This is a genomic window from Deinococcus aquaticus, assembly GCF_028622095.1.
In the GTDB taxonomy this organism is placed as follows: Bacteria; Deinococcota; Deinococci; order Deinococcales; family Deinococcaceae; genus Deinococcus; species Deinococcus aquaticus.
In genome coordinates, this window is the sequence record NZ_CP115165.1 from 3050002 (window position 1) to 3076619 (window position 26618).

The 26618-nt window shown below is 69.1% G+C and carries 25 protein-coding genes; 6 read left to right on the forward strand and 19 right to left on the reverse strand.

Translation table 11 applies throughout. The features are described from left to right. Positions 1 to 148 precede the first annotated feature (148 nt). Positions 149 to 562, forward strand: a complete 414-nt coding sequence (locus M8445_RS14710; protein WP_273988704.1) for an META domain-containing protein — start codon at positions 149 to 151, stop codon at positions 560 to 562. A 26-nt stretch (positions 563 to 588) separates the two neighbouring features. Here the strand turns inward: M8445_RS14710 and M8445_RS14715 are convergent, their stop codons facing one another. From M8445_RS14715 to M8445_RS14790, 16 genes are all read right to left on the reverse strand, one after another. Further along, the gene (locus tag M8445_RS14715; protein WP_273988706.1) at positions 589 to 1314 is read right to left on the reverse strand and encodes a metallophosphoesterase family protein; all 726 of its coding nucleotides are present in this window, start codon (positions 1312 to 1314) and stop codon (positions 589 to 591) included. Beyond that, on the reverse strand, positions 1311 to 1682 hold the full coding sequence (locus M8445_RS14720) for a hypothetical protein (RefSeq protein WP_273988708.1): 372 nt from the start codon (positions 1680 to 1682) through the stop codon (positions 1311 to 1313). Before M8445_RS14720 ends, M8445_RS14715 begins: the two co-directional genes overlap by 4 nt. Before the next feature lie 81 nt (positions 1683 to 1763). Continuing rightward, entirely contained in the window at positions 1764 to 2150 is a 387-nt protein-coding gene (locus M8445_RS14725) for a low molecular weight protein tyrosine phosphatase family protein (RefSeq protein WP_273988709.1), read from the reverse strand. Continuing rightward, the gene (locus tag M8445_RS14730) at positions 2147 to 2440 is read right to left on the reverse strand and encodes an antibiotic biosynthesis monooxygenase family protein (protein WP_273988711.1); all 294 of its coding nucleotides are present in this window, start codon (positions 2438 to 2440) and stop codon (positions 2147 to 2149) included. Before M8445_RS14730 ends, M8445_RS14725 begins: the two co-directional genes overlap by 4 nt. Positions 2441 to 2533: 93 nt before the next feature. Further along, entirely contained in the window at positions 2534 to 4108 is a 1575-nt protein-coding gene (locus M8445_RS14735; RefSeq protein WP_273988713.1) for a 2-isopropylmalate synthase, read from the reverse strand. Between the two features lie 275 nt (positions 4109 to 4383). After that, positions 4384 to 6168, reverse strand: a complete 1785-nt coding sequence (locus tag M8445_RS14740; RefSeq protein WP_273988714.1) for a hypothetical protein — start codon at positions 6166 to 6168, stop codon at positions 4384 to 4386. A gap of 25 nt (positions 6169 to 6193) precedes the next feature. Further along, on the reverse strand, positions 6194 to 8509 hold the full coding sequence (locus M8445_RS14745; RefSeq protein WP_273988716.1) for a hypothetical protein: 2316 nt from the start codon (positions 8507 to 8509) through the stop codon (positions 6194 to 6196). Between the two features lie 133 nt (positions 8510 to 8642). Next, positions 8643 to 9653 carry a ketol-acid reductoisomerase gene (ilvC, locus tag M8445_RS14750; RefSeq protein WP_273988720.1) on the reverse strand — a complete coding sequence of 337 codons (1011 nt, stop codon included), beginning with the start codon at positions 9651 to 9653 and terminating at the stop codon, positions 8643 to 8645. A 124-nt stretch (positions 9654 to 9777) separates the two neighbouring features. After that, positions 9778 to 10404 (reverse strand): acetolactate synthase small subunit, encoded by a 627-nt coding sequence (gene ilvN, locus M8445_RS14755; RefSeq protein ID WP_273988723.1) that lies wholly within the window; start codon positions 10402 to 10404, stop codon positions 9778 to 9780. After that, positions 10401 to 12101 (reverse strand): biosynthetic-type acetolactate synthase large subunit, encoded by a 1701-nt coding sequence (ilvB, locus tag M8445_RS14760; protein WP_273990938.1) that lies wholly within the window; start codon positions 12099 to 12101, stop codon positions 10401 to 10403. Before ilvB ends, ilvN begins: the two co-directional genes overlap by 4 nt. A 421-nt stretch (positions 12102 to 12522) precedes the next feature. Beyond that, positions 12523 to 14163: a VanW family protein gene (locus tag M8445_RS14765; RefSeq protein ID WP_273988725.1), complete on the reverse strand. Its 1641-nt coding sequence runs from the start codon at positions 14161 to 14163 to the stop codon at positions 12523 to 12525. Positions 14164 to 14452: 289 nt separating this feature from the next. Beyond that, complete coding sequence (locus tag M8445_RS14770; RefSeq protein WP_273988726.1) at positions 14453 to 15736, reverse strand: acetylornithine/succinylornithine family transaminase; 1284 nt, start codon at positions 15734 to 15736, stop codon at positions 14453 to 14455. A 163-nt stretch (positions 15737 to 15899) separates the two neighbouring features. Beyond that, positions 15900 to 16772, reverse strand: coding sequence for a DMT family transporter (locus M8445_RS14775; RefSeq protein ID WP_273988727.1), 873 nt, complete (start codon positions 16770 to 16772; stop codon positions 15900 to 15902). After that, positions 16769 to 17392, reverse strand: a complete 624-nt coding sequence (locus M8445_RS14780; RefSeq protein ID WP_273988728.1) for a pyridoxamine 5'-phosphate oxidase family protein — start codon at positions 17390 to 17392, stop codon at positions 16769 to 16771. Before M8445_RS14780 ends, M8445_RS14775 begins: the two co-directional genes overlap by 4 nt. Beyond that, the gene (locus M8445_RS14785) at positions 17389 to 18009 is read right to left on the reverse strand and encodes a DJ-1/PfpI family protein (protein ID WP_273988729.1); all 621 of its coding nucleotides are present in this window, start codon (positions 18007 to 18009) and stop codon (positions 17389 to 17391) included. The genes M8445_RS14780 and M8445_RS14785 overlap by 4 nt, the downstream gene beginning before the upstream one ends. 133 nt (positions 18010 to 18142) lie before the next feature. Then, positions 18143 to 18610 (reverse strand): GNAT family N-acetyltransferase, encoded by a 468-nt coding sequence (locus tag M8445_RS14790; RefSeq protein ID WP_273988730.1) that lies wholly within the window; start codon positions 18608 to 18610, stop codon positions 18143 to 18145. Between the two features lie 18 nt (positions 18611 to 18628). On the opposite strand from M8445_RS14790, the gene pdxR reads away from it, so the two are divergent. From pdxR to M8445_RS14815, 5 genes are all read left to right on the forward strand, one after another. Beyond that, the gene (gene pdxR / locus M8445_RS14795) at positions 18629 to 20158 is read left to right on the forward strand and encodes a MocR-like pyridoxine biosynthesis transcription factor PdxR (RefSeq protein ID WP_273988732.1); all 1530 of its coding nucleotides are present in this window, start codon (positions 18629 to 18631) and stop codon (positions 20156 to 20158) included. Then, positions 20155 to 20523, forward strand: coding sequence for a hypothetical protein (locus M8445_RS14800; protein ID WP_273988734.1), 369 nt, complete (start codon positions 20155 to 20157; stop codon positions 20521 to 20523). The genes pdxR and M8445_RS14800 overlap by 4 nt, the downstream gene beginning before the upstream one ends. 67 nt (positions 20524 to 20590) lie before the next feature. After that, positions 20591 to 20893, forward strand: coding sequence for a hypothetical protein (locus M8445_RS14805; protein ID WP_273988735.1), 303 nt, complete (start codon positions 20591 to 20593; stop codon positions 20891 to 20893). Further along, a complete protein-coding gene (locus tag M8445_RS14810) occupies positions 20890 to 22053 on the forward strand; it encodes a glutathionylspermidine synthase family protein (RefSeq protein WP_273988736.1) in 1164 nt (387 codons plus the stop codon). Before M8445_RS14805 ends, M8445_RS14810 begins: the two co-directional genes overlap by 4 nt. Continuing rightward, a complete protein-coding gene (locus tag M8445_RS14815; RefSeq protein WP_273988737.1) occupies positions 22050 to 22859 on the forward strand; it encodes an ion transporter in 810 nt (269 codons plus the stop codon). The genes M8445_RS14810 and M8445_RS14815 overlap by 4 nt, the downstream gene beginning before the upstream one ends. A gap of 56 nt (positions 22860 to 22915) precedes the next feature. Here M8445_RS14815 and M8445_RS14820 read toward each other — a convergent pair whose 3' ends face one another. From M8445_RS14820 to M8445_RS14830, 3 genes are all read right to left on the reverse strand, one after another. Further along, positions 22916 to 23488, reverse strand: coding sequence for a cob(I)yrinic acid a,c-diamide adenosyltransferase (locus tag M8445_RS14820; RefSeq protein WP_273988738.1), 573 nt, complete (start codon positions 23486 to 23488; stop codon positions 22916 to 22918). A gap of 84 nt (positions 23489 to 23572) precedes the next feature. Beyond that, a complete protein-coding gene (gene malQ, locus M8445_RS14825; RefSeq protein ID WP_273988740.1) occupies positions 23573 to 25075 on the reverse strand; it encodes a 4-alpha-glucanotransferase in 1503 nt (500 codons plus the stop codon). 313 nt (positions 25076 to 25388) lie between these two features. Beyond that, positions 25389 to 26555 (reverse strand): N-acetylmuramoyl-L-alanine amidase family protein, encoded by a 1167-nt coding sequence (locus tag M8445_RS14830; RefSeq protein ID WP_337961605.1) that lies wholly within the window; start codon positions 26553 to 26555, stop codon positions 25389 to 25391. Positions 26556 to 26618 lie beyond the last annotated feature (63 nt).

Consider the following 26618-nt stretch of genomic DNA (forward strand, 5'->3'; position numbering starts at 1 on the left):
CGTCCGCTCGGATGGAACGGTTTTTGCAAACCATTCCATCGGAGTCCGTATGAGAGGACCGGGTTCATCTGGCTGGCCTTACCCACCCGCACAGTTAAATGAATCCCGAATTACAATCACTGTCGCCTGGAACCTCCCAAATGGGATTATGAAGAAGTTCACACTGGCTCTGCTGCTGCTGGGCCTCCCTACCGCCCAGGCACAGGTTTCCCTGAACATCGATCTGGAAGGCAGCTGGAAAGTCGTCGGCTGGACCCTGCCGGACGGCGTCCCCGTCAAGAACAACCTGCCTCGCCTGAACTTCATGGGCAACCGCGTGACCGGCACGGCCGGCTGTAATCGCATCAATGGCACCGTCAAGATCACGGGGAATACCGTGGTGTTCAGCGCCCTCGCTACCACCCGCATGGCCTGTGCGCCCGCCGTGGCCGCGCAGGAACAGGTGTTCCTGAAAGCCCTGTCCGGCCGCACCCTGACCGCCACGCGCGCACAGGACAGCCTGACGCTGGACACCGGGGCCGGCATGCTCAACATCCGCCGCATGACCGTCCAGACGCCCTGACGGGAACCAGGAAAGGCGGGGACAGCTCAGGGTTCCCGGCCACCCGTTAACCACGCAGCCTCCAGATCGCCCACCCGCTGCGGGGCGTGCGCCCGCGCCCAGGCGGCAGCGGCCGCCACGTCATACTGCGTGCGGCGAAACTCGGGCGTCCATTGCCCGTCGCGGCGGGTCAGGAGCGCCCAGCGCGCCAGCGGCAACCCGTCCTTCTGGCGTGAGACCGGGCCGACATTCATGACGGTCACGCCGTCCACGACCGCCAGCATCTCGCGGTGCGTGTGGCCCACCACGCACACCTGCCCTCCCCCATCCGCCGTGAAGCCGTCCAGGCGCTCCCGCAGCTCGGCGAAGCGCGCCGGGCGGGTGCGGCCTGCGGGCGACTCGGTCAGCATCAGGTCCTCCCAGGCGCTGCGGGGACTGCCGTGCGCCGCGCGCACCTCGCCTCCGGCCACGTCCAGCCGCACGGGCAGGGCCGCCAGCTGCGCAGGCAGTGAGTCCGGTACCTGTGAGCGTACCCAGGTCCGCATGTCTTCCTTGCCGTCCCGCAGGCCCGCCACGCGCTCATCGGTGTTTCCGCGCACGCTGGGCGGCGCGAACTCCGCCTGCAACGCCCAGGCCGCGCCGGGATCGGCGGCCCCCCACACCGTATCCCCCAGGTTCAGGATCAGGTCCGGAGAGGCCGCGCGGATGTCGTCCAGCACGGCCCGCAGCGCGAATGCGTTCCCGTGCACGTCTGACAGGACCGCGATTCTCAACGGCCAGCCTGTGGGCGGCGCAGCGCCGCGAAGATGAGCGAGAAGAGCGCGACCGCTATCACGTACCCGATCAGGGAAGCCGCCGGGTTGAACGCCGGGCTCAGCACGTCACCCGTGAACTTGTACACCGCATACGGCACCGCCCACCCGAGCGCGAACAGTCCCGCGCGGCGCCCGTACTCCGGCGTGACGCTCGCCTGCGGAAAGTACCGCATGGGCAGCGTCATGGCCGGGATCAGCAGCAACTGCGCCACGTAGAACCACCAGGGCAGCCGGTCCAGACCATAATTCAGCGCGGCAAACACGATATTCACAGCAGCGATCACGAGACCCGTGATCAATGCAGTCCTCAGAAGCGGATTCTTCACGTGCCCATGCTGCCACGCCCGGCCGCACCAAACGACCCGCCCGCATGAAGACACCTGAATCAGCCCGCACGGCCTGTTCCCTCAGTTGCCGGCTGCCGGGCGGGGCCGGACGGACTCCAGACGCCACGGCACCAGCCGGCGGAGCTGCCGTACCAGTTCCTCGTCCATGAATTCGAAGTCGTCCGGGATGCCCAGGGTCAGGATCCGGTCGTCCGGCAGCGCCCCCCGGAACCGCTGACGCAGGATGTCCCGGTGGCGTTTCTCCATGCAGACCGCCAGGTCTGCCCACTCCAGCAGGTCACGGCTGACTGGCACCCCGGCGTCCCGGTTGGTTCCGGCCGACGCGACCTCCCAGCCGTCCACGCCCCGGAAGATGCTCTCGGCCGTGGGACTGCGCAACCTGTTCTGGGCGCACACGAACAGCACGCGCAGTGGCCGGGTCGTGGTCGGCCCTGATGACTGGGTCACAGAGCGACCCCTACAAAATGCTCGACCGTCGGGAACGGATCGTAGAAGTGATGCAGCAGCGAACGCCACTCCTGGTACTCGGGGCTGCCCCGGAAGCCGACCGTGTGGTCCTCCAGCGTCTCCCACCAGATCAGTAGCGCATACCGGTGACTGTCCTCCATGCAACGCTGAAGCTCGTGCCGGACGTGCCCGCCCATGCCCGCGACGATGCGCTGCGCCTGCGCGAAGGCCGCCTCGAACGCGGCGGTCTGGCCGGGGCGGATCTGAAGCATCGCGATTTCCAGGATCATCTGCCCTCCAGCATACCACGGGGAGGCCAGTGCACCCGGCCTCCCCGTCCTTCAGCCGCGAAGCGGCGAACCCATCACCTTTCTACCATCACCTCAGATGCGGCCGGGAGCGAATTCGCCCTGGCGGCGTTCGGCGCCCATGCCGGCGACGATCATGTTCTGAATGCGCAGCCAGGCGCGGGCGCTGGATTCGACGACGTCGGTGGCGACGCCGCTGCCGTGCAGCAGGGTCTCGCCGTGGCGGGCGCTGATGCTGACCTCGCCCAGCGCGTCGCCGCCGCCCGTGACGGCCTGAATCCGGTAGCTTTCCATGGTGGGCGCGATGCCCGTGATGCGGTTGATGGCCTGCACGGCCGCCTCGACGGGACCGTCGCCGTGCGCGGTAGCCTCCACGGACCCGTCGGGGGTAGTCAGGCGGACGAAGGCGACGGGCGTCATGTTCATGCCGCTGGTGATCTGGAAGGCTTCCAGCGTGAACGTCTGCGGCACGTCGGTGCGGGCATCGACCAGGGCGCGCAGGTCGTCGGCGAAGATCTGGCCCTTACGGTCGGCCAGGTCCTTGAAGCGCGTGAACAGGTGCTGGACCTTGTCGTCGGGCAGTTCCGTGTACCCCAGGTCGTTCAGGGCCTTGCGGAACGCGGCGCGGCCCGAGTGTTTGCCCATGACCAGCACGGCGGCCTCGCGGCCGACCAGTTCGGCGTTCATGATCTCGTACGTCTCGCGGGCCTTGATCACGCCGTCCTGGTGAATGCCGCTCTCGTGCGCAAACGCGTTGTCCCCGACGATGGCCTTGTTGGGCTGCACGGGCATGCCGCTCAGGCGGCTGACCAGTCGGCTGGCGCGGTACAGTTCGCGGGTGCGGATGCCGGTTTCCAGACCGTAGTGGTCGCGGCGGGTGTGGAAGGCCATGACCAGTTCTTCCAGGCTGGCGTTCCCGGCGCGCTCTCCGATGCCGTTGATGGTGCACTCGATCTGCCGCGCGCCGCCCTCGGCCGCAGCGATGGAGTTCGCGACAGCCATGCCCAGGTCGTCGTGGCAGTGGGCGCTCAGGATGATGTGGGCGGGAATGGCGGCGCGGATCTCGCTGAACATCGCGCGGATCTCCTCGGGCGTGGTGTACCCGACCGTGTCGGGGATGTTCAGGGTGGTCGCCCCGGCCTCCACGGCCGCCTGGAAGATGCGGATCAGGAAGGGAATGTCGCTGCGGGTGGCGTCCTCGGCACTGAATTCCACGTCGTCCACGAAGGTGCGGGCGTAGGTCACGGCCTGCACGGCGCGCTCCACGACCGCGTCGGGTTCCAGTTGCAGTTTCTTCTGCATGTGAATGGGGCTGGTCGCAATGAACGTGTGAATGCGGGGTTTCGCGGCGGCCTCGACGGCTTTCGCGGCGGCCTCGATGTCAGGCCGGGCGGCGCGGGCCAGTCCGGTGATGACCGGGCCGCGCACCTCGCGGGCAATGCGGCTCACGCCTTCCAGGTCACCGGGGCTGGCGATGGGAAACCCGGCCTCAATGACGTCCACACCCAGGCGGGCCAGCTGGTGCGCGATCTCCAGTTTCTGCGAGTGGTTCAGGGCCACGCCCGGGCTCTGCTCGCCGTCACGCAGGGTGGTGTCGAAAATGATGATGCGGTTGGAATCGGTCGTCTGGGTCTCGGTCGTCTGGGTCATGGCGGGGCTCCTGTGCGGGCGTGAGGGGGCGAGGGAGTGGGGCGGTCCGGCCGGGCATGAAAAAACCCCGGAGGGGAGTCCTCCGGGGGCGTTCCAGGCATGCGCTGATGCTTGCCGTTCACTCCACCGGAGGACGGGTAAGAAGAAGCAGGCCGAACGCGTTCATGACCCGGAGTGTAAGCGCAGGCCGGGGCCATGTGCAAGAGTTGTCTGGAATGCAAGTGTGCCGGGCGGGTGGGGGTGGCGCGCGCACCTGCTCTCCCGGAGGAGGCGGCTTACAGAAGTTGCGCGGCCTGAAGTTCTTCTTTCAGGGCGCGCAGGGTCGGGTATTCCTGGGTCAGCAGTCGCGCGGCGGACTGAGCCTCGGCCCGGCCGATGATGGGAGATGCGTCCCGCAGGGTCCGGGCCGCCGACTGGTAGTGCGGGCGGCTGCGACCCGCTACGTGGGCGGCCGCGACCTGAATGATCAGTGCCAGCGCCTGCTCTGCCGGGAGTTGCAGCGCGAGTTGCCGGGCGAGGTCCAGGCCGAGGACGCTGACGGGATCTGGCACGCCATGCAGGAGTTGCGCGGCGCGTTCCGGCTGGTGTTCGCGCAGCAGCAGGCGGACCAGGGGCAGGAGGTGCGGACCGTCCGGCCGCGCGGCCCAGTGCGTGATCAGGGTTTCGCGGTCGGCGGGCCAGTCGGGGCTGACGGTCTTCAGTTGCGTGATCCAGAACGGGGTGTCGGCGTGAGCGGGCGGGAGTTGCATCAGGGCGTCGCGGGCAACGGTGTGCGCCTCGGCGCGTCGGTTCTGTTCGTTCAGGTGCGTGAACAGCCAGCGGCGCGCCCAGGGGTCCGGTCGGGTCCGCGCGAACGCTTCAAGGTGGGCGAGCGCTCCGTATTCCTGAAACAGTCCGGCCACCACACTGAGGCTGATTTCCGGGTGTTCCCCGAGCAGCGCGGTTGCCTCTTCGGGCTGTCCGCTGTCCAGCAAGGCCGCCGTGATCATGACGGTGTCGCCCGTGGCGCGGGCAAACGCGAGGTTCTCGTGAGCACTCAGGTCGCCGGTCGAGGCCAGGGCGTACAGCGTCCTCGCCCGTCGCTGGCGGGCGTACGTTCCGGCCTCGCTGTCGTGCAGGCCGCGCACGAACGCCACGGTCAGGGCACGGTCCTCTGCCGGCAGTTCAGTGAACAGGTCCAGTTGCCCGTCGATTTCATGGTCGGGCCAGCCGAGGTTCGCCACGGATTCGTGCAGGGTGCCGAGGGCCGCGCCCTGCAGTTCGGCGGGCAGGGGCCGGGCCAGCAGGGACAGCAGGGCCGTGCGGGCAGGTTCGACCAGGGTGGACAGGTCGTCCAGCGAAAGATCGGGCTGCTGCGCGTTCAGGTCGTGACAGCCGTCCAGCGTCGCCTGAATGGCCGCGAGGGCGTTCAGTTGCGCGGCGTGGTCCCCGCTGAGGGCCGCCCCGACCAGTTCCTGGAGTTCTTCCAGCATGGGGGTCAGTTCGCTGAAGTCCGGGCCGTCCCAGTCGTTCTCCCAGTGCCAGTGATCCTCGTCCGGGAGGTCCAGAAGGTCGAAAGCCACCCGGATTCGTCCGGGCAGGTCACTGATGGGGTCTGCGCCGTCCGGTTGAACCTGCGCGGTCTGCGGCTGGGTACTGGACTGGGTGTTGGGCTGGGTCAGGAGCACGCTCAGCAGGTCCGGCTCGCGTGACAGCATGCGGCGAATGACGGCGCGCAGGGCCGGTGCGTCCAGTGCGTCCAGCGCGGCGTCCAGCAGCGGAAGCTTCCGGAAATCGGCCGGGGAGGCGACCGCGCGGGCCAGGAGCGCCGCCACGTGCTTGCAACGGCCGTCCCCCCCGACCGGGCAGGAACACGCGGCGCCCTGCACCTGACCCCGGTCAATGGTGGCGCTGACGCTGTACCGCTCCTGCCCGTACGCGGAGGCGCGCAGGATGGTCACCGCGCCGTCCGGCTGGGCGCTCAGGCCAGTGAGGGACGACATGTACGGCTGACCCTTACGCCACTCGCGCTCTCCGGCGTGCGAGAGAGCCTGTGTCTTCTGGAGGGTGAATACGGTCACCTGCCCAGCGTACCGGCTGCGCCTCTCAGCGGACGCTGGCGCGGAAGCAGACGCTGCCGGTTTCGCCGATAGGAATGGCCCCCAGGCGCACGCTGATGTCCTGGCCGGCAATGCTGCCGGCGTCGGTGTCGGCGGCCGAAGTGAGGGTGACGGTACTGGCGGGGCGGGTGACGAGCAGGCCGAGGCCCGCGCCGAACGCGCTGCTCTGCGGGAGGGTCTGCGGGGGTGAGGTGTCACGCAGCACGAAGTTGGCGGCGTCGCCGCCACTGACCCGGTATGCGATGCAGTACTCGAGGATCTCGCCGGGCAGCGCGCTGGACGTGGTGCCGGCCGCGCCGCTGCGGGTGACGTTCCGGACGCTCTTGGTGAGCAGCACGACGGGCGGCTGGGTAGTCACGGTCACGATGTCGCTGGCGGCGTTGTTGCTGGTCTGCGCGGCGGCCTCCCCTCCTCCGCTGACGCTGGCCGCGTTGGTGTACGTGCCGGCCGGACTGACCAGTACGGTCAGGGTCACGTCCGGGTAACTGCCGCCAGCGCTCAAGGCGTCGGTGCGGGTGCAGCGCAGCGGCGAGAGGGTGCAGGTCCAGCCGGGCCCGCTGATGCTCTGCGCGGTCATGCCGGCGGGCAGCGTGTCGGTCAGGGTGACGGTGCCAGTCGTGGGAGCGGGTCCGGCGTTCGAGACGCGCAGCGTGAACGTGCCGGGCACGCCCGTGCGGAAAGTTCCGGTGTGGGTTTTCGTGACGCTGAGGTCGGGGCCGGCGACGGTGACGCGGGCCGGTTGATCTCCGGCGGTGACGGGGTCGCTGTCGCTGGTGTCCGAGACGACCGTGCCGAGAGTCTGCTGGCGGTAGCTGACGGTGCCGGTGTTGTCAATCACAGTGCCGCCGGGCGTTCCGGCGTTCACGGTGACCCGGAAACGCACGCGGCTTTCCTCGTTGGGAAGGACCGCGCCGCCCTGCACAGCGTTCGCGCCGGTGCCCACGCGGAACACCACGCGTTTTCCGGCGGTGTCAAATTCAGCCTGATCGTCGCCGGCCAGGTCGGTTTTCGGGCCGGCGTTCGCGCCGGTCACGGTCATGGAGCCGGGCAGGTAGGTGGTGCCAGCCGGGATGGGGTCGGTCAGGATGACGTTCAGGGCGCCGTCGTTCCCCTGGTTGCGGATGACCAGTTCGTACTCCAGGGTGTCGCCGGGCAGCAGCACGCCGCCGTTCAGGTCGGTGACGGTCTTGGTCAGGGCGTCCTTGATGTTCGGAACGAAGATCTCTGTGGCCAGGGTGATCACGCCGGGGAAGATCACGTCGCTGCCCGTGCCGATCACGCGGACCACGGCGGAGGTGCTGCCGTTCGGGAGGGGCGTGTTGGGCGTGAAGGTATCGATGTCGAGGCCCAGGGTGTTCGTGAAGGCCGGCGTGCGGCCGCCCGTGACGTCCGTGCCGCCGCCCGCCGCGCCCGTGGTGGTAGAGATGGTGGAGTTGAATACGTCGTTGACCGGGTTGACGGTGTTCGACACGGTGTTCAGGGCCGCGGTGTTCGGCCCGAACCGCAGGCTGCCCTGCGGGGTCGCGGACACACCTTCCTGAGAGCCGCGGTCACCGTCGTACGCGACGACCCCGATGGTACTTTTGACCGTGCCGACGCTGGGGGTAATAAATCCGCTCACGGAAATGTCCACGGGCACGGCGGGGTCACTGGCCTGCAGGAATCCGTCGAACACGGCGAGGTTGCGGGTCGGCTGGGCCGGGTTGCGGTAAGCGACGACCAGCGTCCAGCCGGCCCAGCTGCCGCCGCCGGCCGTGCTGGCGACGTTCCCGGCGGTGTACGTGCCGCTGCCGCCGGCCTGCACGAGCGTGGTGACGTCCACGAACGACTGGTAGTTGCTGCCGATGACGCTGGTGCGCGTGGCGGTCAGGGCGACGCTGGCGCTGACGGGCGTCGCCAGGCGCACAGCCGCGCGGTTGGCGGCGCTGGTGCTGATACCCGACCAGTACAGTCCGGCGAACAGGACGCTGCTGCCGCTGCCCAGGGTCAGCGTGGCGGAACTGGAATTGGTGGTGGTGGCGTCGGTGTCGGTGTCGGTGGCCTGCATGTACACGTTGTTGTTCGTGTTGGTGCCGCCGGAGCGGACCGTGTTACAGGTAGCGATCTGCGCGGCGGTGGCGGGAGCGACCGTCAGGCAGTGAAAGTTCACGTTCCCGATCAGGACGATGTCGCCGTTCGTGGCGGTATTCGCGTAGCGGGTCCCGAAGGCCTGCTGCGCCGACGCGCTCCCCAGCAGGGCCAGCAGGACCAGCGCCGCGAGCAGCGGGCCCAGCGAAGTCAGCAGATGGAGCGGTGCGCGCATAATGCTTCTCACAGTACCGGGTCCGGCATGTCGATTTCCTCACATCTGCCGTCCCCCCACTGGGGGCGCTGAGGTACAGCAGAAGGGGCCGGGCCTCCCTTCACGGAATGCCCGGCCCCTGAACTTCGGGTGCTTAGACTTCGAGTGCTTTCTTGGTGATGAAGGGCATCTGGTCGCGCAGTTCCTTCCCGACGACTTCCAGGGTGTGATCGCGCATCTTGCCGCGCTGCTCCTCCATGAACGGGAAGCCGGCCTCGGCGTCCGCGATGAAGCGCTCGGCGAACTTACCGGTCTGGATGTCGCTCAGGACGCGGCCCATCTCGGCTTTCGTCTCGGCAGTCACGACGCGCGGCCCGGTCACGTAGTCACCGAACTCGGCGGTGTTGCTGATGCTGTGGCGCATGCCCTCGAAGCCCTTCTCGTAGATCAGGTCCACGATCAGTTTCACCTCGTGCAGCGTCTCGAAGTACGCGATTTCGGGCTGGTACCCGGCCTCGACCAGCGTCTCGAAGCCCGCCTGGATCAGGTGGGTCACGCCGCCGCACAGCACGGCCTGCTCGCCGAACAGGTCAGTCTCGGTTTCTTCCTTGAAGGTGGTTTCCAGCACGCCGGCGCGGGTGCAGCCGATGCCGCTGGCGTACGCCAGGGCGATGTCGCGGGCGTGGCCCGTGGCGTCCTGCTGCACGGCAAAGATGCCGGGCATGCCTGCCCCGTCGGCGTAGACGCGGCGCAGCATGTGACCGGGGCCCTTGGGCGCCACGAGGAACACGTCCACGCCAGCCGACGGCGTGATGCGGCCGAAGTGCACGTTGAAGCCGTGACCGAAGGCCAGCGCCTTGCCGTCCGCGAGGTTCGGGGCGATGCTCTGCTCGTACACGGCGGGCTGCTGCTCGTCGGGGATCAGGAGCATGACCACGTCCGCTTCCTTCGTGGCGTCCTCGATGCTGGCGACGCGCAGTCCGGCCTGCTCGGCCTTGGCGCGGCTGGCGCTGCCTTCACGCAGGCCCACGACGACGTTGAAGCCGCTGTCGCGGAGGTTCTGCGCGTGCGCGTGCGCCTGGCTGCCGTAGCCGATGATGGCGATCAGCTTGTTCTCGATGGGGGCGGTGCTCACGTCGCGGTCGTAGTACATTTTTGCAGCCATGTTGGGGATTCTCCTACAGAAAGTGGGTGGGGGCGGAGTGTGGGCTAGGCGGGTTCAAGGGGTGGATGGTTGATAGTTGAAGGTTGATGGGTTTTCTCTCGACCATCAACCATCAACCATTGACCTAGAACAGGTTGGGGACTTCGCGGGCGCGTTCCTCGCGGGGCTGTTCGATCTGCACGGCGGGCTTGAGGGCCTGCGTCTCGCCGTGGTACACGTGGCCGGGAATGTCGGCGTTGCTGCCGCGCGTCAGGGCGATGCGGCCGGTACGCATGGTTTCCAGGATGCCGAAGGGACGCATCTGCTCGATGAAGGCGGTCAGTTTGCCCTCGTCGCCCGTGACCTCGAAGGTCAGGGCGTGGCGGCCCACGTCCACGATGCGGCTACGGAAGTCCTCGGCGATCTGGCGGACCTCGACGCGGTTCTCGGGCGTGATGGCGACCTTCACGAGGACCAGTTCGCGGTCCACGTACTTCTCGAGGCTGTGGTCGATGATGCGGACCACGTCGTGCAGTTTCTCCAGTTGCCGGATGGCCTGCTCGACCACGCCCCGGTCACCGCTGACGACGATGGTCATGCGGGACACGCCTGGGTGCTCGGTGCTGCCGACTGACAGGCTCTTGATGTTGTAGCCACGCCGGCCGAACAGGGCGGTGATGCGGGTCAGGACGCGGGGTTCGTCGCGGACCAGGATGGACAGCAGTTGTTCGGGGTTGGGTTCGCGCTGGTGGGGAATGGTTGCCTGTGTCATGCGTTGCGGGCCTCCTCGGCCACCTCGGCCATGTCGGGGCCGGGGGTGCGGGCGGGTTCGGTTTCCAGCATCTCGTACAGCGCCGCGCCGGCCGGGACCATGGGGAACACGGCGTGCTCGTGCGGCACGACGACTTCCAGCAGTGCGCTCTTCGGGTCGGCCAGCCACGCGTCGATGGCGGCCGGGAGTTCCTCGGCGCTGCTGGCGCGGTAGCCGGGCACGCCGTACGCGTCGGCCAGTTTGATGAAGTCCGGGTTGCTGTCGCCCAGCCAGACCTCGCTGTAGCGCTTGCCGTGGAACATCTCCTGCCACTGGCGGACCATGCCCAGGAACGAGTTGTTGATGATGCAGATCTTGACGTTCCGCACGTCGTACATCTTGAGGGTCGCGAGTTCCTGCGCGGTCATCTGGAACCCGCCGTCCCCGGCGATGACGACGCTGCGCACGCCGGGTTCGGCCATGCCGGCGCCGATCGCGGCGGGGAAGCCGAAGCCCATGGTGCCCAGCCCGCCGGAGTTGATCCAGCGGCGCGGTTTCTCGAAGCGGGCGAGTTGCGCGGCGAGCATCTGGTGCTGGCCCACGTCGGAACTCAGGATGTCGTCCGGGCCGAGGCGGTCCACGACGGCTTTCACGGCGTACCCGGCGCCCCAGTGTTCGGGCATCTGGGTGCGGGACTTCCACTCCTCGACCTGCGCTTTCCACTCGGGGCGGTCCAGGGGGTGGGCGCCCTGCGCGAGCATCTGCGCGGCCACCTTCGCGTCGCCGCGCACCGGGACGTGCGTGCGGATGATCTTGCCGATCTCGGCCGCGTCAAGTTCCACGTGAATGATGCTGGCTTTCGGCGCGAAGCCGTTCACGCGGCCCGTCACCCGGTCGTCGAAGCGCAGGCCGATGCCGATCAGCACGTCTGCCTCGCTGATCGCGCGGTTCGCGGCGACGCTACCGTGCATGCCGGGCATGCCCAGCCATAGGGGGTCGCTGCTGGGGAAGGCGCCCAGGCCCATCAGGGTCGTGATCACCGGGATGTCCCACGCGCGGGCCAGGGCGGTGACCTCGGCGGCGGCGTCCAGGCTGCCGCCGCCCACCATGATCACGGGCTGCTGCGCCGCGCGGATCAGTTCCAGGGCGCGGTCAACGGCTTCCTGGCTGGGGGCCGGGATTTCCGGGCGGGCGTGCGGCGCGGGAATCTCGCCGTGGTACGGGGCCAGCTGAATGTCCTTGGGAATGTCCACCAGCACGGGCCCCGGGCGGCCGGAGCGAGCGATGCGGATCGCCTCGGCCACGATGCGCGGCAGTTCTTCCACGTCGCGGACCACGTAGTTGTGCTTGGTGATGGGCAGCGTGATGCCGGTAATGTCGGCTTCCTGGAAGGCGTCGGTGCCCATCAGGTGCGAGGCGACGTTCCCGGTGATGGCCAGCAGCGGCACGCTGTCGAGCATGGCGTCGGCCAGTCCGGTCACGAGGTTGGTGGCGCCGGGACCGCTGGTGGCCATGCACACGCCGATCTCGCCGGTCGCCTTGGCCCAGCCCTCGGCGGCGTGCGCGGCGCCCTGCTCGTGGCGGGCCAGGACGTGCCGGACTTCCGGGTAGTAGGTCAGGGCGTCGTACACGGGCATGATCGCCCCGCCGGGGTAGCCGAACACGGTGCTGATGCCGTGGCTGGCCAGCGTGGCCCACAGAGCCTTGGCGCCGTTCATCTCGCCCCGCCCGGGTTGGCCGGGCTCCTGTTTCGTCTGGTCGTGCGCGCTGTCTGAACTCATGACTCCTCCTTACCTGCTCACCTGCTGCCTGCTTGACCTGCCTGCTGCGCTGCCGTCCGCTCTGAGAATGAAAAACCCCCGCTGGTGGGCGGGGGTGTGCGAAGTGGCGCGGACGCCTAGCCTCGGAAACCCCCGATGCTAAGAAGTACCACCACGATCTGCGCACTCATGCCTACACCATAGGCTGACACCTGAACCCGGTGCAAGGTGCGTCTAGACCGCCCGCTCGGTACGGCGCGGGGAACAAACGAACGTTCGGCAGGCGTACACGCCTGTTGAGAGTCAACAGTAGATGGTTGATGGAATCCAGAGTCCATCAACCATCTACTTTCAACCATCACCTTTTAACTGTGAACCGTCAGCTTCTCGGGCCGGTTTCGTACACCGCCTGCCAGGGTTTGTACACGGTGCTGACCCGGTCGGTGCGGGTGCCTTTCGCGTCCCGGATGGTGCGGCTGATGTACAGGCTGTACCCGTCGGCGGCCCAGTCCACCTGGGTCATCTGGCCGGGGCGCAGGTTGGGGTTCACCACGTACTTGGGACCGGGGTGCGGCACGCGGGCCGTGATGACGGCCGGGTTGATGGTGACGGTCCGTTTGGGTTTCACGCCCCACACCTGCACGTCCAGGGTGCTGGTGGCGTTGTTGTTGATGGTCTTGATCAGGATGGGCGCGCTGGTGTCGTTCTTCATCTTCAGGTCCAGGCCCGGGTCGTACACGGCGGCCTCGAAGCCCACCTGCGGTTCGTAGTAGCCCACGCGGTACGAGTGCTGGTTACGTTCCACGACCGGCAGGCCCGCCTGGTACAGCGCGCGGAAGGCAGTGGTGCTGACCTGGCACACGCCGCCGCCCAGGCCGTCCACGGTGCGGCCACCGCTGATGATCAGGCCGCCCACGAATCCGTTCGAGGCGTCGATGCTGCCCAGGGCCTTCAGGAATGAGAAGACCTCTCCGGCGGGCACGACGGCGCCGTTGATCTTCGCGGCGGCGTTGGCGACGTTCGTGCGGCGCGCGGCGCTGGAGTGGTAGTAGGTGCTGCGGCCCGTGGCGATCAGCTCCAGTTTCCCGGCGTCCGGGAGGCTCGCCAGGGTCAGGGTGGGTTTGTCGACCCGGCTGGGGAACACGGCCGCCTTCTGCGTGACGTCCAGCACGCTCTTACGGAAGATGGCGTACGCGGCGGCGCGGTCCGTGACGACCCCGGCGCTCTCCCGGACCTTCACGAGCTTGCCGCCCTGAAGGGCGTAGCGGGCGTTCTGGGCAGGCTGATCGACAAAGCCGGTCAGGCGACCGAAGGCGGCCTTGAGGGTCGTCTCGTCGGGCACGATCCCGGTTTCACGCACCCAGTACAGGTCCGCGACCTGAAGGGCGTTCAGGGTGCCGGTGCGGCCCGTGGTGCCGAGTTTCACGGTGAAGGGGCGGGCCAGCGCGTTGCCCTGTTTCACGTAGGCGCCCAGAGCCTCGGTGGTGTACCGGGGGGCCTGCTCGGCCGCCGTGACCGTCAGGGTGGTGAGGGCGGGGTTGGCGACGTAGGTGTTCACGGCGCCGGTCACGTCGACCTTCACGCCGGTCACGCCGGGTTTCACGGCGTACTTCTTGCTGATCTTGTCGAAGTACACGCTGGCGTTTCTGGGCGCGGTGTTCAGCCCGGCGGTCAGGGTGGTCAGGGCCACCTTGGCCTGCGCGGCGTCCACGGCGGCTGTCAGGGGAATGTCCTGCACCTGCGCCGCCCCGATCATGCCCTGCAGGCGCTCCAGCACGCCGCGCTCGGCGGTGATCTTCTGCGCGGCCTGTACGCTGGTTTCAGCGTCGGCGTGCCAGCCGAGCGTGTCGGCCGCGACCGTCCAGCTGTTCTTGCCGGCGCGGACCGTGACCTGGGGCGCGGCGGCCGCCCGGTTTCCCAGCGCGGTGAGGGCCTGCTCGCGGTTCATACCGCCGACGTCCACGCCGGCAATGTGCAGTCCGGGGGCAATCTTGCCGTCCGGTTGCGTTGCGACACCCATGGCGAGCGCCCCTCCGAGGAGTGCGACTGCCGTTATCCCTGCCACCCAGTACTTCATCGCCGTACAGTGTAAGGAAATTCACGCCGCTGTGTTTAAGGAAAGTCACCTTCCCCCGCCCACACCCACGTTCATTAAGTTCCTGATGTTGTGAGGAAGTGTATACCCCCGGCGTGCCGTCCGGCCCGATACATGAAGACACCACTCCCGGAAAGTCCGGTGGGTGGTGTCCTTGTGGGCGCAGCGCCTGTACATTCCGGGCCTGTGCTGTCTGGGCCTATCCGGTCTGGGCCTACTCGGTCTGGATGGCCTCGCCCTGGGCCGTCCCGCTCGCAGCGGCCTGCGCGGCCAGCTGGGCCTGCCGCTCGGCGCGGGGGTTCACGCCGTTCAGCACGCGCTCGAAGGCGGCCACGACCGCGTCGATCTGCTCGCGGCTGATGGTGATGGGCGGCAGGAAGCGCACGACCAGGGGCGTGGCCTGCAGGGCCAGGACGCCCTCGTCGTGTTCCAGCGCGTGAATGTACGGCGCGCTCTTCTCCTTGAGTTCCACGCCGATCATCAGGCCCAGGCCGCGCACCTCGCGGATCTTGGGGCTCTGAATGGCGCGCAGCCGCTCCATGAAGTACTCGCCCTTCTCGCGGGCCTGCTCGGCCATGCCCTCGCGTTTCATGGCGCGGATGGTCGCCACGCCCGCCGCCATCGCCAGCGGGTTTCCGCCGAAGGTGCCGCCGTGCCCGCCGGCCGGCATGCGGTCAGCGACGTCCTGGGTCATAACGAACGCGCCGATGGGAATGCCGCCGCCCATGGCCTTGGCGAGCGTCATGCCGTCGGGCACCACGCCGTAATGCTCGGCCGCGAAGAACTTCCCGGTGCGGCAGAACCCGGTCTGGATCTCGTCGAGGATCAGCAGCGCGCCCTTCTCCTGCGTGATGCGGCGGGCTTCCTGCATGAATTCCAGGCTGGCGGGACGCACGCCACCCTCGCCCTGCACGGCCTCGAGGATCACAGCGGCCGTCTCGTCGGTGACGGCGGCGCGGAGTTCCTCGATGTTCCCGAAGGTCACGAAGTCCACGTTGCTGTTGTCCACGGCGTCACCGAAGGGCTCGCGGTACTTGGGTTCCCAGGTGAAGGCCAGTGCGCCCAGGCTACGGCCCGAGAAGCCGCGTTTCATGCTCACGAAGCGCTTGCGGCCCGTGCCGGTGATGGCGAACTTCTTGGCGGCCTCCATGGCCTCGGTGCCGCTGTTGCACAGAAACACGCGGTCGAGGCCGGCGGGGGTGACGCTGACCAGTTCCGAGAGGAACTCGGCGCGCTTGTCGTTGGGGAGGCTCTGCGGCATGACGATCAGGCGGTCGACCTGTTCCTTGATGGCGCGCACCACGTCCGGGTGGCTGTGGCCGACGTTGGCGACGCCATACCCGGCCACGCAGTCGATGTACGAGCGGCCCGACTCGTCCCAGACGGTCGCGCCCAGGCCGCGCGTCATGACGACCTCGTGCTTGCCGACGACGCGGCTGTCGTACTTCAGTTCGGCTTCAAGCCATTTGCTCTGCGGGTGGGTGGGTGCTCCAGTCATGCTCTTGTCCTCCGTGGGGTGTGCGCGCGCCCGGCTGGGGCGCGGTTGTTGCGACAGTGTAGGCCCTGCGGGGCCCGGTGGACTGTAGGTGTCCAGCCCACACGATCATGGCACATGATAGGCGAAACAGGTATTTTCTTTTCAATCGCCGCGTTCCCGATTGTCAGGCCGGTAGAGGTCTGGGGCGCGGCGGCAGGTTGATCAACCCCAGCCCCGCCAGCACCACCAGCACGCCCGCCACCGACAGCGCCCCCACGGGTTCCCCGGCCAGGGCCGCCCAGCCCAGACCCCACACTGGCAGTGCGTACGTGACGGCCGTGACCTGGGTGGGCGATACGCGCGCCAGCAGACCGTAGTACAGCAGGTAAGCCAGTCCACTGCCGACCACGCCCAGGAACGCCACCGCGCCCAGCGCCGTGACCGTCAGCGGCGCGGGAGCCGGGCCGATCAGGGCGACGGGCAGCAGCATGACGCTACTGAGGCCCAGTTGCGTGGTCGCCAGTCCCACGGGGTTCAGGCCAACCAGGGTGCGCTTGGCGATGGTCGTGGCGACCGCGTAGCCCAGGCTGGCCAGCAGCAGGATGATCACGCCCTGCACCGTGGCGTGCCCGCCGCCCAGCCCGCCGGACACCGTGAGGGTCACGCCCGCCATGCCCAGCAGCACGCCGCCCAGCGTTAGCCCGCGCAGCCGCGTGTCGCGCAGGGTCAGGCCGATCAGCAGCGCGAACAGTGGCGTGGTCGCGTTGATGATCGCCGCGATGTTGGAGCTGACTGTCTGCTCGCCCCACGCGAAGAACGACCAGGGAATCACGTTGTTGAACAGCGCGACCAGCAGCAGCGGTTTCCACAGACGCGCGGGCGGCAGCGCGTGGCGACCCAGCCGCAGCGCCCCGATCAGGACCAGCGCCCCGAACACCGATCTGAGCAGCGCCACCCACACCGGCGGGAACACCTCGCCACTCAGGCGGATCAGCAGGAACGACACACCCCAGAAGGCGGACAGCAGGAACATCTCCAGCGCGTCGCGGTGGGTCACGTGCGGCCTCCCGGCACGAATGGTGCGGCGAGGTGCGCGGGCAGGGCGGGCCAGCCTTCTTCCTGCGCGGCCCCGCCCGGCCAGTTCTCCTTGCCGCTCCAGCGCTCGATGCTCAGGGCATACACGCCGGTGCGGGCCAGGTCGGCGTCCGTGATGGGCCGGGTGTGCATGCCCACGCGCAGGCCCGGAAAGACCCGCTCGCTGAGGGTGGTCAGGGCCGCGCGGGCGTCCTCGCCGTGCAGGACGCGGGCCGTACCGAACACGATCACGCTGCGGTACTGCACGCTCAGTTCCAGCGGGGAGTTGCTGGGCAGCAGCGCGCCGGTCTCGGTGACCTCGAAGGTGGCGAGATGGCCCTGCGCCTCGCCCTGCTCCGTGTTGGCACGCAGGCGTCCCACGACGTTCGTGTGGTACACGAGGTCACGCCATTCTGGCCGGTACGCGAAGGCCAGCGGCGTCACGAACGGCCAGACGCGGTCGTCCTCGCCCCGGTACACGGTCGCCACGCGGCCCAGCGGCACGCGCAGCAGCAGGGCCTCGATCCAGGCGTCGTCCCGGCGGTTCTGCGGGCGGCGGCCCACGCTAGGGTCACGCTGCGCGGGGTCGTAGAAGCCGCTCACGCCGTCACCCCGTCCAGCAGCCCCTGGCCCGTCCAGCGGAATTCCATCTGCCGGGCGGTGCGTTCGGCCAGCGCGCGCGAGTGCAGCCTCTCGACGAGGTGCAGGGTCATGTCGATGCCGGCGCTGATCCCGCCGGACGTGACCACCGCGCCCGTGTCCACCCAGGCGACGTCCGGCACGACCATCAGTGCCGGGAACGTGGCGGCAAGGTCGGCCTGATCCTCCCAGTGGGTGGTGACGCGCCGCCCGTCCAGCAGGCCCGCCCTGGCCAGCAGGAACGCGCCGGTGCAGATCGACGCCAGCACCTCCACCCGCGTGGCCTGCGCGCGCACCCAGTCCTGCACGCGCGGGTCGGCCAGGGGAACGTCCATCACGCCGCCGGGCACGATCAGCACGTCCAGCGGCGGATGATCATCCAGCGTGGCGTGCGGCAGTACCCGGAACCCCCCGCGCCCGACCGCCGGGGTGCCGGACGCGCCGATCAGGACCGGCTGGAAGGGCGCCGCCTCGCCGTCGCGCCCGGCCAGCCGCGTGGCCACACTCAGGACCTCGAAGGGGCCGCCCAGATCGAGCACCTCGATGCCGTCGAAGATCAGGATGCCGACGGTGCGGGTCACAGCGACTCCGATTGAATGGTTTGCAAAACCAGCTCAATCCGAGCGGATGCGAGTAGGAGTAAGGCGGAGTCCGGGCGTGGAGTGAGCAACCCGGTGGTGTTCCGGGTTGTGAACAAAACAGACGGACTCCGCGTCATGCCGTCCCCCGGCCCAGCAGGAGGCTGAAGTGGTGCGCGGTGACGTTCATGCCAGCGCGGTGGTACAGGCGGTGCGCGGCGTGGCGCTTCTCCCCCACCCCGGAGTCGAGGTGGAGTTCCGCGCAGTGCAGGTCGCGGGCGCGGGCCTCCAGCCAGTGCAGCAGTGCGCGGGCGTGACCGCGTCCACGGGCTTCGGGGAGGGTGCTCAGGTCGTCCACGTACAGCGTGCGCCCGGCCCAGAGCAGGTGCATGACGCGGTACCCGGCGACGGCGGCGGCCTCTTCACGGTCCGGCTCGAACGCGCCGACCAGCGCGTAGCCCTCGACCTGGGTGGTGCTCAGGAAGGCTCGCAGGGCGTCCGGGCTGACGGTGTGGGGCGAGTCGGGCCGTAGCGCGCGTAGGGCCGGGAGGGCCAGCTCCGCCTGCGCGGGCGGGATGGGCCGGAGGGTGGCGGGATCAGTCATGGGCGTACACTACGAGGCATGGTGGCCCCCGTGAAAGCTCCACTTCCCGCTGAAATCCGGGGGCCACTGCCAGCCCGGACGGACGAACTTCCCTTTCCGCTGAACCTGCGCCGCGAGGACGCCGGGGCGCTGCACGCCCAGCTGGCCCGCCAGATCCGCGAGGCGGTGCTGTCGGGCCTGCTGCCGGGCGGCACGCCGCTGCCGGGCACGCGCACCCTGGCCCGCACGCTGAACGTTACGCGGGGCGTCGTGGAGGGCGCGTACGCCGAACTGCTCGCGGACGGCACAGCGCAGGCGCAGGTGGGGCGCGGCACCCGCGTGCGCGACGAGACACCCGTGCCCGCCCCGGAAGCCCCGGCCGGTGCGACCACCGTTCCGGCGTGGCTGCCGGACGCGCCGCCCCTGCCCGTGGACCGGCCGGGTGGCCGCCCCGGCATCGACTTCCGGGCGGGCGTGACGGGCACCGCCACCCTGGACCGCCGCGCGTGGCGGCAGGCCTGGGCGGACGCGGCGCGTGAGGACGTCAGCGGGGATTACGGCGACCCGGCGGGCACCCCGGCACTCCGCGCGGCGCTGGCGGCGTTCGCGGGACGGCAGCGCGGCCTGGGCGCGCAGGCCGAGGACGTGCTGGTCACGGGCGGCACGCTGCACGCCCTGAACCTGATCGTGCACGCGCTGCTACCACCGGGCTCGCGGGTGCTGATGGAGAACCCGGGCTACCGCGCCGCGCGGCAGGTACTCCTCGACGCCGGGCACGAGGTCATCCCGGTGGCGGTAGACGTGGACGGCCTGATCGTGAACCCGGACACGCCCCCGGCGCGACTGGTGTACGTGACACCCAGCCACCAGTTCCCGCTGGGAAGCCGCATGTGCCTGCCGCGCCGTCTGGAATTGCTGGACTGGGCGGCGCGGCACGACGCACTGATCGTCGAGGACGACTACGACGGCGAGTTCCGGTACGGGGCCCCTCCCCTGCCGCCGCTGGCGGCCCTGGCGGCGCAGACGGGCGCGGCGGGCCGGGTGCTGTACCTGGGCACCCTGAGCAAGGTGCTGACCCCCTCGGTGCGCACGGGCTTCGTGGTGGCCGCCCCACCGCTGCACGCGCGGCTGGTGCGGGCGCGGACGCTGCTGGACTTCGGGCCGCCCACGGCGGTGCAGTCGGCCCTGACGCACCTGCTGACCGGCGGACACGTGGACCGCCACATCCGCCGCTCGCGCCGCTGGCACGCGCAGGTGCGCGCCGCGCTGACCACCTCGCTGGACGGTCTGGAGGGACTGGCGCACCTGGGAGGTATCGAGGCCGGCCTGCACGTGTGCCTGCACCTCCACCCCTCCCTGCCCGCCCCGGTCGTGGCGGCCGAACTGGCCACGCAGGGCGTGCACGTCTCCACCCTGGACTCGTACACGCTGGGCGAGGCTCCGAACGCGCTGCTGCTGGGGCACGGCGGCCTCAGCGCCGCGCAGGCGAGCGCGGGCGGGCGCGTGATCACGCAGGTCGTGCGAAGTTGCGCAACCCGCGCCGGACTCGCGCCGTACTCTGACGCATGAGCAAGTCTTTCACCCTTCCCATGCTGGCGGCGCTGCCCGCCCTGCTGGCCTCCTGCGGAAACGACCTCGACCGGTACTCCCGCACCACCTACGGCAGTTACGAGCAGTGCATCATCGCCAACCAGATCCTGATCCAGCAGGGCCTGAGCAACCCCTGCGTGCGCCACACAGGCGGCAGCTACTACGGCCCGTACGTGCTGATCGCGGGCGGCACCACCCGCTACGTCGGGTACAACAGCCTGGGGAGGGTGTCCGGCGCGGGACTGACCTTCGACAGCAAGCGCCGCTCGTACGGCAGTTTCAAGGCGCCGGTCAGCCGGGGCGGCTTCACGTCCAGCAGCCGCTCAGGCAGCTTCGGCGGCTGACCTCCGTCCACGTTCTCGTCCTACACGTCCTTTGCGCTCGCCTCCACTGGCGCGCGCCGGAGTCCCCATGCCCAGAGAATTCCGTCTGCCCCTGATGACTGCCGTCCTCCCCGCGCTGATCGCGTCGTGCGCGAACCCGCCCGCGCAGCAGATGAACCAGCCGTACACGCAGTACGGCACGCTCGGCTCGTCGAATGCCCCTGCACAGACCGTCCCGGACGGCTGTGAACTCGGACTCGACGGCGAGATCGACTGCGACGACGACAGCGTCAAACTGAAGTCCGGGAAAAGTTCAAGCAAGGTCGCCAAAGCGGTGGTGACGGGCGTTGCCGCCCGCGCGGCCAGCACGGGTAGCGGGTACGGCGGATGATCCGGCGCACCGTCACGCCCCGCCCGAACTGGGAGGCCAGATTGCAGGAGGTGGGCTTCACGTGGTTTGCGCCCACGCCAGAGCACCCGGTGCCGTACTGGAGCGAGGACGGGTACTACGCGTTCACGCCCGCGCAGATCGATCTCCTACGCGCGGCCAGTCAGGAACTCACGACCCTGGTGCTGGAGGCGACCGGGTACGCCATCGAACGCGGGCGACTGGCGGAACTGGGTATTCCCGCGTTCCTGCATAGCGCCGTGCGGGACTCCTGGGAGCAGGACGAGCCGACCGTGTACATGCGCCTGGACCTCGCCTACGACGGGCAGGGCGGCGTGAAGCTGCTGGAGGTGAACGCGCAGACGCCCACCAGTCTGCTGGAGGCGGCCGTCAGTCAGTGGCAGTGGCTCGAAGACCAGCAGGCGCGCGGCGAGCTGCCCGCCGGGGCGACGCAGTGGAACACCATTCACGAGGCCCTGACCGAACAGTGGGCGCACCTGAAAGCGGCGCGGGGGCTGACCGAGGTGGCGTTCAGCTCCGCCCGCGTGGAAGAGGACGCGGCGACCGTCACGTACCTGCGCGAACTGGCCGGGGCGGCGGGGCTGCGCACGTCGTTCATCTTCACCGAGGACCTGGGCACCAGCGCCGCCGAATCCTACCTGCTGGACACCTGGAGCCTCCCGCTGCGGCAACTGATGTGGCTGTGGCCGTTCGAGTTCGCGTGGGAATCCCGCGACTCGGCGTTCCTGGCGAGCACCGGCACGCGCTTCATCGAGCCGCTGTGGAAAGCTGTCACCGGCAGCAAGGGCCTGCTGGCGCTGCTGCACGAACTGAACCCCGGGCACCCGCACCTGCTGCCTGCCACGCTGAACCCCGGCGCGCTGGGTGCGAACGTGGTGCGCAAGCCGCTGTACTCCCGCGAGGGGCAGAACGTGCAACTGCCCGGCGAGGCCAGCACGCCCGGCGACTACGGCGACCTGCCCGTGGTCGAGCAGGCGTACACCGAACTACCCACGGCGCAGGCACCGGACGGGCCGCGCTACCCGGTGCTGGGCGTGTGGATCGCCGGGGACGAGGTGTGCGGCCTGGGCGTCCGCGAGGGCCGCTCCCGCGTGACGGACAACCGCGCGACCTTCGCCCCGCACGTGGTCGTGCCCGGATGAACGCGCCCACCACCTTCCGGCAGCGGCTGTACTCGTTCCTGGATCCCAGTGACGGGGCGGGCCGCGCCGAGCGGCTGTTCAACGCGCTGCTCGTCACGCTGATCCTCCTGACGATCGCCGTGACGATTGCAGGCACGGTCCCCGAGGTGCAGCGCGAGTACGGCCCGGTCATCCGTGTCTTCGACTACGTGTGCGCCTTCGTGTTCGGTCTGGAGTACCTGGGGCGGCTGTACGTCACGCCGCTGCGGCCCGGGTATGACGGCAGCTTGCGGTCGTACCTGCGCTACGCCACGTCGCCGCTGCCACTGATTGACCTGCTGGTGCTCGTCTCACTGATGGTGCCCGCCACGACCGCTCTGGCCAGCCTGCGCGGCCTGCGCCTGCTGAAGCTCCTGAGCCTGCTCAAGCTGGGCCGTTACTCGGATTCGCTGCAACTGATCGGGCGGGTCATCAGCCAGCGTGCAGGCGAGCTGCTGTCCACGGTCCTGATCGTGCTTGTGCTGGTATTCATCGCCGCCAGCCTGCTGTATCAGGTGGAATCCAGCGCCGGCACCAAAGGCTTCGAGAGCATCCCGCAGGCGCTGTGGTGGGCGGTCGTGACCCTCACCACCACCGGGTACGGCGACGTGTACCCCGCCACGCCCCTGGGCAAGGCGGCGGCCGGGCTGATCATGCTGTTCGGGGTGGGCATGGTGGCCCTCCCGGCGGGCATGATCGCCAGCGGTTTCGCCGAGGAACTCTCCCGCCTGCGCCAGCAGGAGACCGCGGCGGCCTGCTGCCCGCACTGCGGCAAGACTCTCGAATAACGGCGTAACGAATGGGGGCGACGGCAGATGACCGTCGCCCCCCGTCATTCCGTCGCTCAGCGGCGGCCTTTGACCAGCCAGGCGTGCTCCTCGATTCCGGCGGCCTGGTTGGCGGCGCGGGCCATGACGAACAGCAGGTCCGACAGGCGATTCAGGTACACCTGCACGTGCGTGTTGGCGTCCTCCTCGTGCAGCAGGCGGATCACCTCGCGTTCGGCGCGGCGGGCGACGGTGCGGGCCACGTGCAGGCTGGCGGCGGCGGGCGTGCCGCCGGGGTGCACGAAGCCCGTGAAGGGCGGCGCGGCCTCCTGGTAGCGGTCGATCATGGCCTCGATGAACGTGGCGTCCTGCTCGTCCATGCGGGTGATCTTCTTCTCGTACGTGGTGCCGCTGCGCGTGGCGAGGTCCGCGCCCACGTCGAACAGGGCGTTCTGCAGGTACTCCAGGTCGGCGTCCAGCGCCGGGTCGGGTTTGTGGCTGCGGGTGTTGTGCGCGCGGGCCAGTCCGATGGCGCTGTTGAGTTCATCGACGGTGCCGTACGCTTCCACGCGGATGTTTGCCTTGCTGACCCGGTCCGCGCCGTACAGTCCCGTGGTGCCGCCGTCGCCGGTCTTGGTGTAGAGCTTCATGCCCACAGGGTAGTGGATGGTGAACGGTTGATGGTTGATGGAAGGTCCGGCGACCCTCTATCAACCATCAACTGGCGGCGGTTCTTACCGTCCGGTGGATTCGGTCAGTTCCCGCAGGGTCGTGGCGATGTCGGGGCGCAGGTCGGCGGCGCGGTACCGCCACGTCCAGTTGTGGTCGCCGGTGGTGCCGGGGAGGTTCATGCGGGCGTCGGTGCTGAGGTTCAGGAGGTCCTGGAGGGGCACGATGGCCAGCGCGGCGCGGCTTTCGAAGGCCATGCGGGTCAGCTGGGCGGCGAAGGTGTCCTCGGTGGGGTCGCTGCTGGTGTACACACGGAAGTTGTGTTTTTCCTGCTCGGTGGCGTGCACCCACCAGCCGCGGGTGGTGTCGTTGTCGTGCGTGCCGGAGTACACGACCTGATTCTCGCGCAGGTTGTGCGGCAGGAAGTCGTTGACGCTGAAGTCGCCGCCGCCGAACGCGAACTGCAGGACGGCCATGCCGGGGAATTCGAAGTCGTCGCGGAGTTTCTCGACGTCGGGCGTGATGACGCCAAGGTCCTCGGCGATGATGGGCAGGATGCCCAGCGCCTCGCGGACGGCGGCGAACATCTCGTGGCCCATGGCGGGCACCCACTGGCCGTGGATGGCGGTGTCGGCGGGGAAGGGAATTTCCCAGCTGGCCGCGAACCCGCGGAAGTGGTCGATGCGGATCAGGTCGAAGAGGTTCAGGCTACCCTGGAAGCGGTCGATCCACCACTGGAATCCGGCGTCCTGCATGGCTTTCCAGTTGTACAGGGGGTTGCCCCACAGCTGGCCGGTCTCGCTGAAGTAGTCCGGGGGCACGCCGGCCACGACGGTGGGCTGGCCCTGGTCGTCGAAGTAGAACTGGTCGCGGTTGGCCCACACGTCGCTGCTGTCCATGGCGACGAAGATGGGAATGTCGCCGATGATCTGGATACCTTTCTCGGCGGCGTAGCGGCGCAGGACGTTCCACTGGCGGAAGAACAGGAACTGGATGAACTTCACGCGTTCAGTGGTACCGGTCAGCTGTTCGCGGGCAGCGCTCAGCGCTTCGGGGTGGCGGTCGCGGGTGGCGGCCTCCCAGGCGTTCCAGGGCAGGCCGCCGTGCGCGTCCTTGAGGGCCATGAACAGCGCGTAGTCGTCGAGCCACGCAGCCTGCTCCTTCTTGAACGCCTCGAAGTCGGCTTTCAGGTGCTGCGCGCCGCCGAAGGCGTAGTGGGCGTAGGCGCGGCCCAGCATCTGGTTGCGCCACACGTACTGCTGCCCGAAGTCGACCTTGTCGGCGTTGAAGTCCGGCAGGGCGTTGAAGTCGGTGTCTTCCAGCAGGCCGTGTTCGCGCAGGGCGGTCAGGTCGATCAGGTAGGGGTTGCCGGCGAAGGCGCTGAACGCCTGGTAGGGGCTGTCGCCGTAGCCGGTGGGGCCCAGGGGCATGACCTGCCAGTACTTCTGGCCGGCGCGCGCGAGCCAGTCCACGAAGGCGCGGGCGTGCGCGCCGAGTTCCCCGATGCCGTAGGGGCCGGGGAGGCTGGTGGGGTGCAGCAGAACGCCGCTGGATCGTGTGATGGTCATGGGAGAACCTCCTGGTGGTCGGCTGTGGGCCGCTGGCGCGTACGGGAACGGAATCGGGAACCTCTGCCAGGAATGGAAGTGATTCCACGTTGACTGTCAAGGATAGTACCGTGAAGGCGCGGGGCCGTCACCCCAGGTGAAGACCTCCCCAGGTCCAGCGGTCCAGTCAAATGGGCCAGTCAAGTGGGCCAGCCGGTCGGTTCAGGCAGGTGGCCCGGCACAGGGAGATGGGCGTCCTGTCCCGCCTGCACGCCCGGAATCCGCAGCAGAAAGCCCGGTCAACCCGTCTGTCTGGGCGACCGGGCAGCCCCGCCTACTTGGTGTTCAGGAAGTCCAGAATGGCGCGCGCTAGGGCCTGCGCCAGTTGTTCGCGGTACGCGGCGGAGGCCAGTCTGGGCCCCTCGACCGGGTGGGACCCAAAGCCCACCTCGACCAGAATGGCGGGCGTGGTGGGGTTACGGATCACGTAGAAGGCGTCGGTCTGCACGCCCCGGTTCACGGCTCCGGTCGCGGCGATCAGGCGGGACTGCACCTTCTGCGCCAGCTGACGGCTGAACGAGATCTTGGCCTGGGCCAGAATGTCACCCAGCAGGTTCTGCGCGGTGTTCGCCGCCTGACGGGTCAGCTGCTCGCCGAGGCTGCCGCCACCGTTTTCCTGCACGGCCAGGTTGCGGTTACTGCCGGCCAGCGGCTGCCCGAAGTAGTACGTCTCGATGCCCTGCGCGGACGCTCCGGCCGAGTTCACGTGAATGCTGACGAACGCGCTGACCTGCCCGTTATTCGCCAGCCGCGACCGGGCCTCCAGGTCGGCGCTCTTGTTGGTGCTCAGGTGCCGGTCCGTGGTGCGGGTCATGGTCACGTCCACCCCATGGCGTTGCAGTTCGGCGCGGGTGCGCAGAGCCACGTCCAGCGTGACGTCCTCCTCGGTGACCCAGCGGCTGACCATACCGGGATCGATGCCGCCGTGCCCGGCGTCCAGCACCACGCGCGGGCGGGTGGCGGCCGTACTGGCCGGGCGGGTCACGGCGACCGGGCGGGCGGCCGCCGCAGCCGGCGGGCGCGCCGCCGTGGCCGCTGCCGGAATGGCCGACGCGGCCGCGCTGGTGGGCACGTCGATCACCAGCCGCGCGGGCTGACCGCCACCGGCTGGCAGGACGCTGCTTCTGGCGCTGCTGTGCCCGGCGGCCAGCGTGACCGTGACCGTGCGGCCCGACACGGCGTACGCGGTGACGCCCGCCGCGTTCAGGGGGCCCTGTTCGCTGGGCAGCGACACGCCGAGTTTCACGGTGATGGATTGCGACGCCACCTTCGCGCTGACGCTGGGCGCGCCGCCCGAGGCGGGCAGGTCGAACACCAGTCGGGTGTACCCATCGTGGGAACCGACGCGGGGGGCCGCCTGCCCCGAGGTGAACAGGAGCGCGCCGGCCAGCGCGGCGGCGGTCAGCAGGGACCGCGTGGAGGGAACAATCTGACGCTTCACTGCGCGGAGTGTAGCGCCCACGCCCACCCAGCCGGGTGGGAACGCATGAGCCGGGACCGCCCC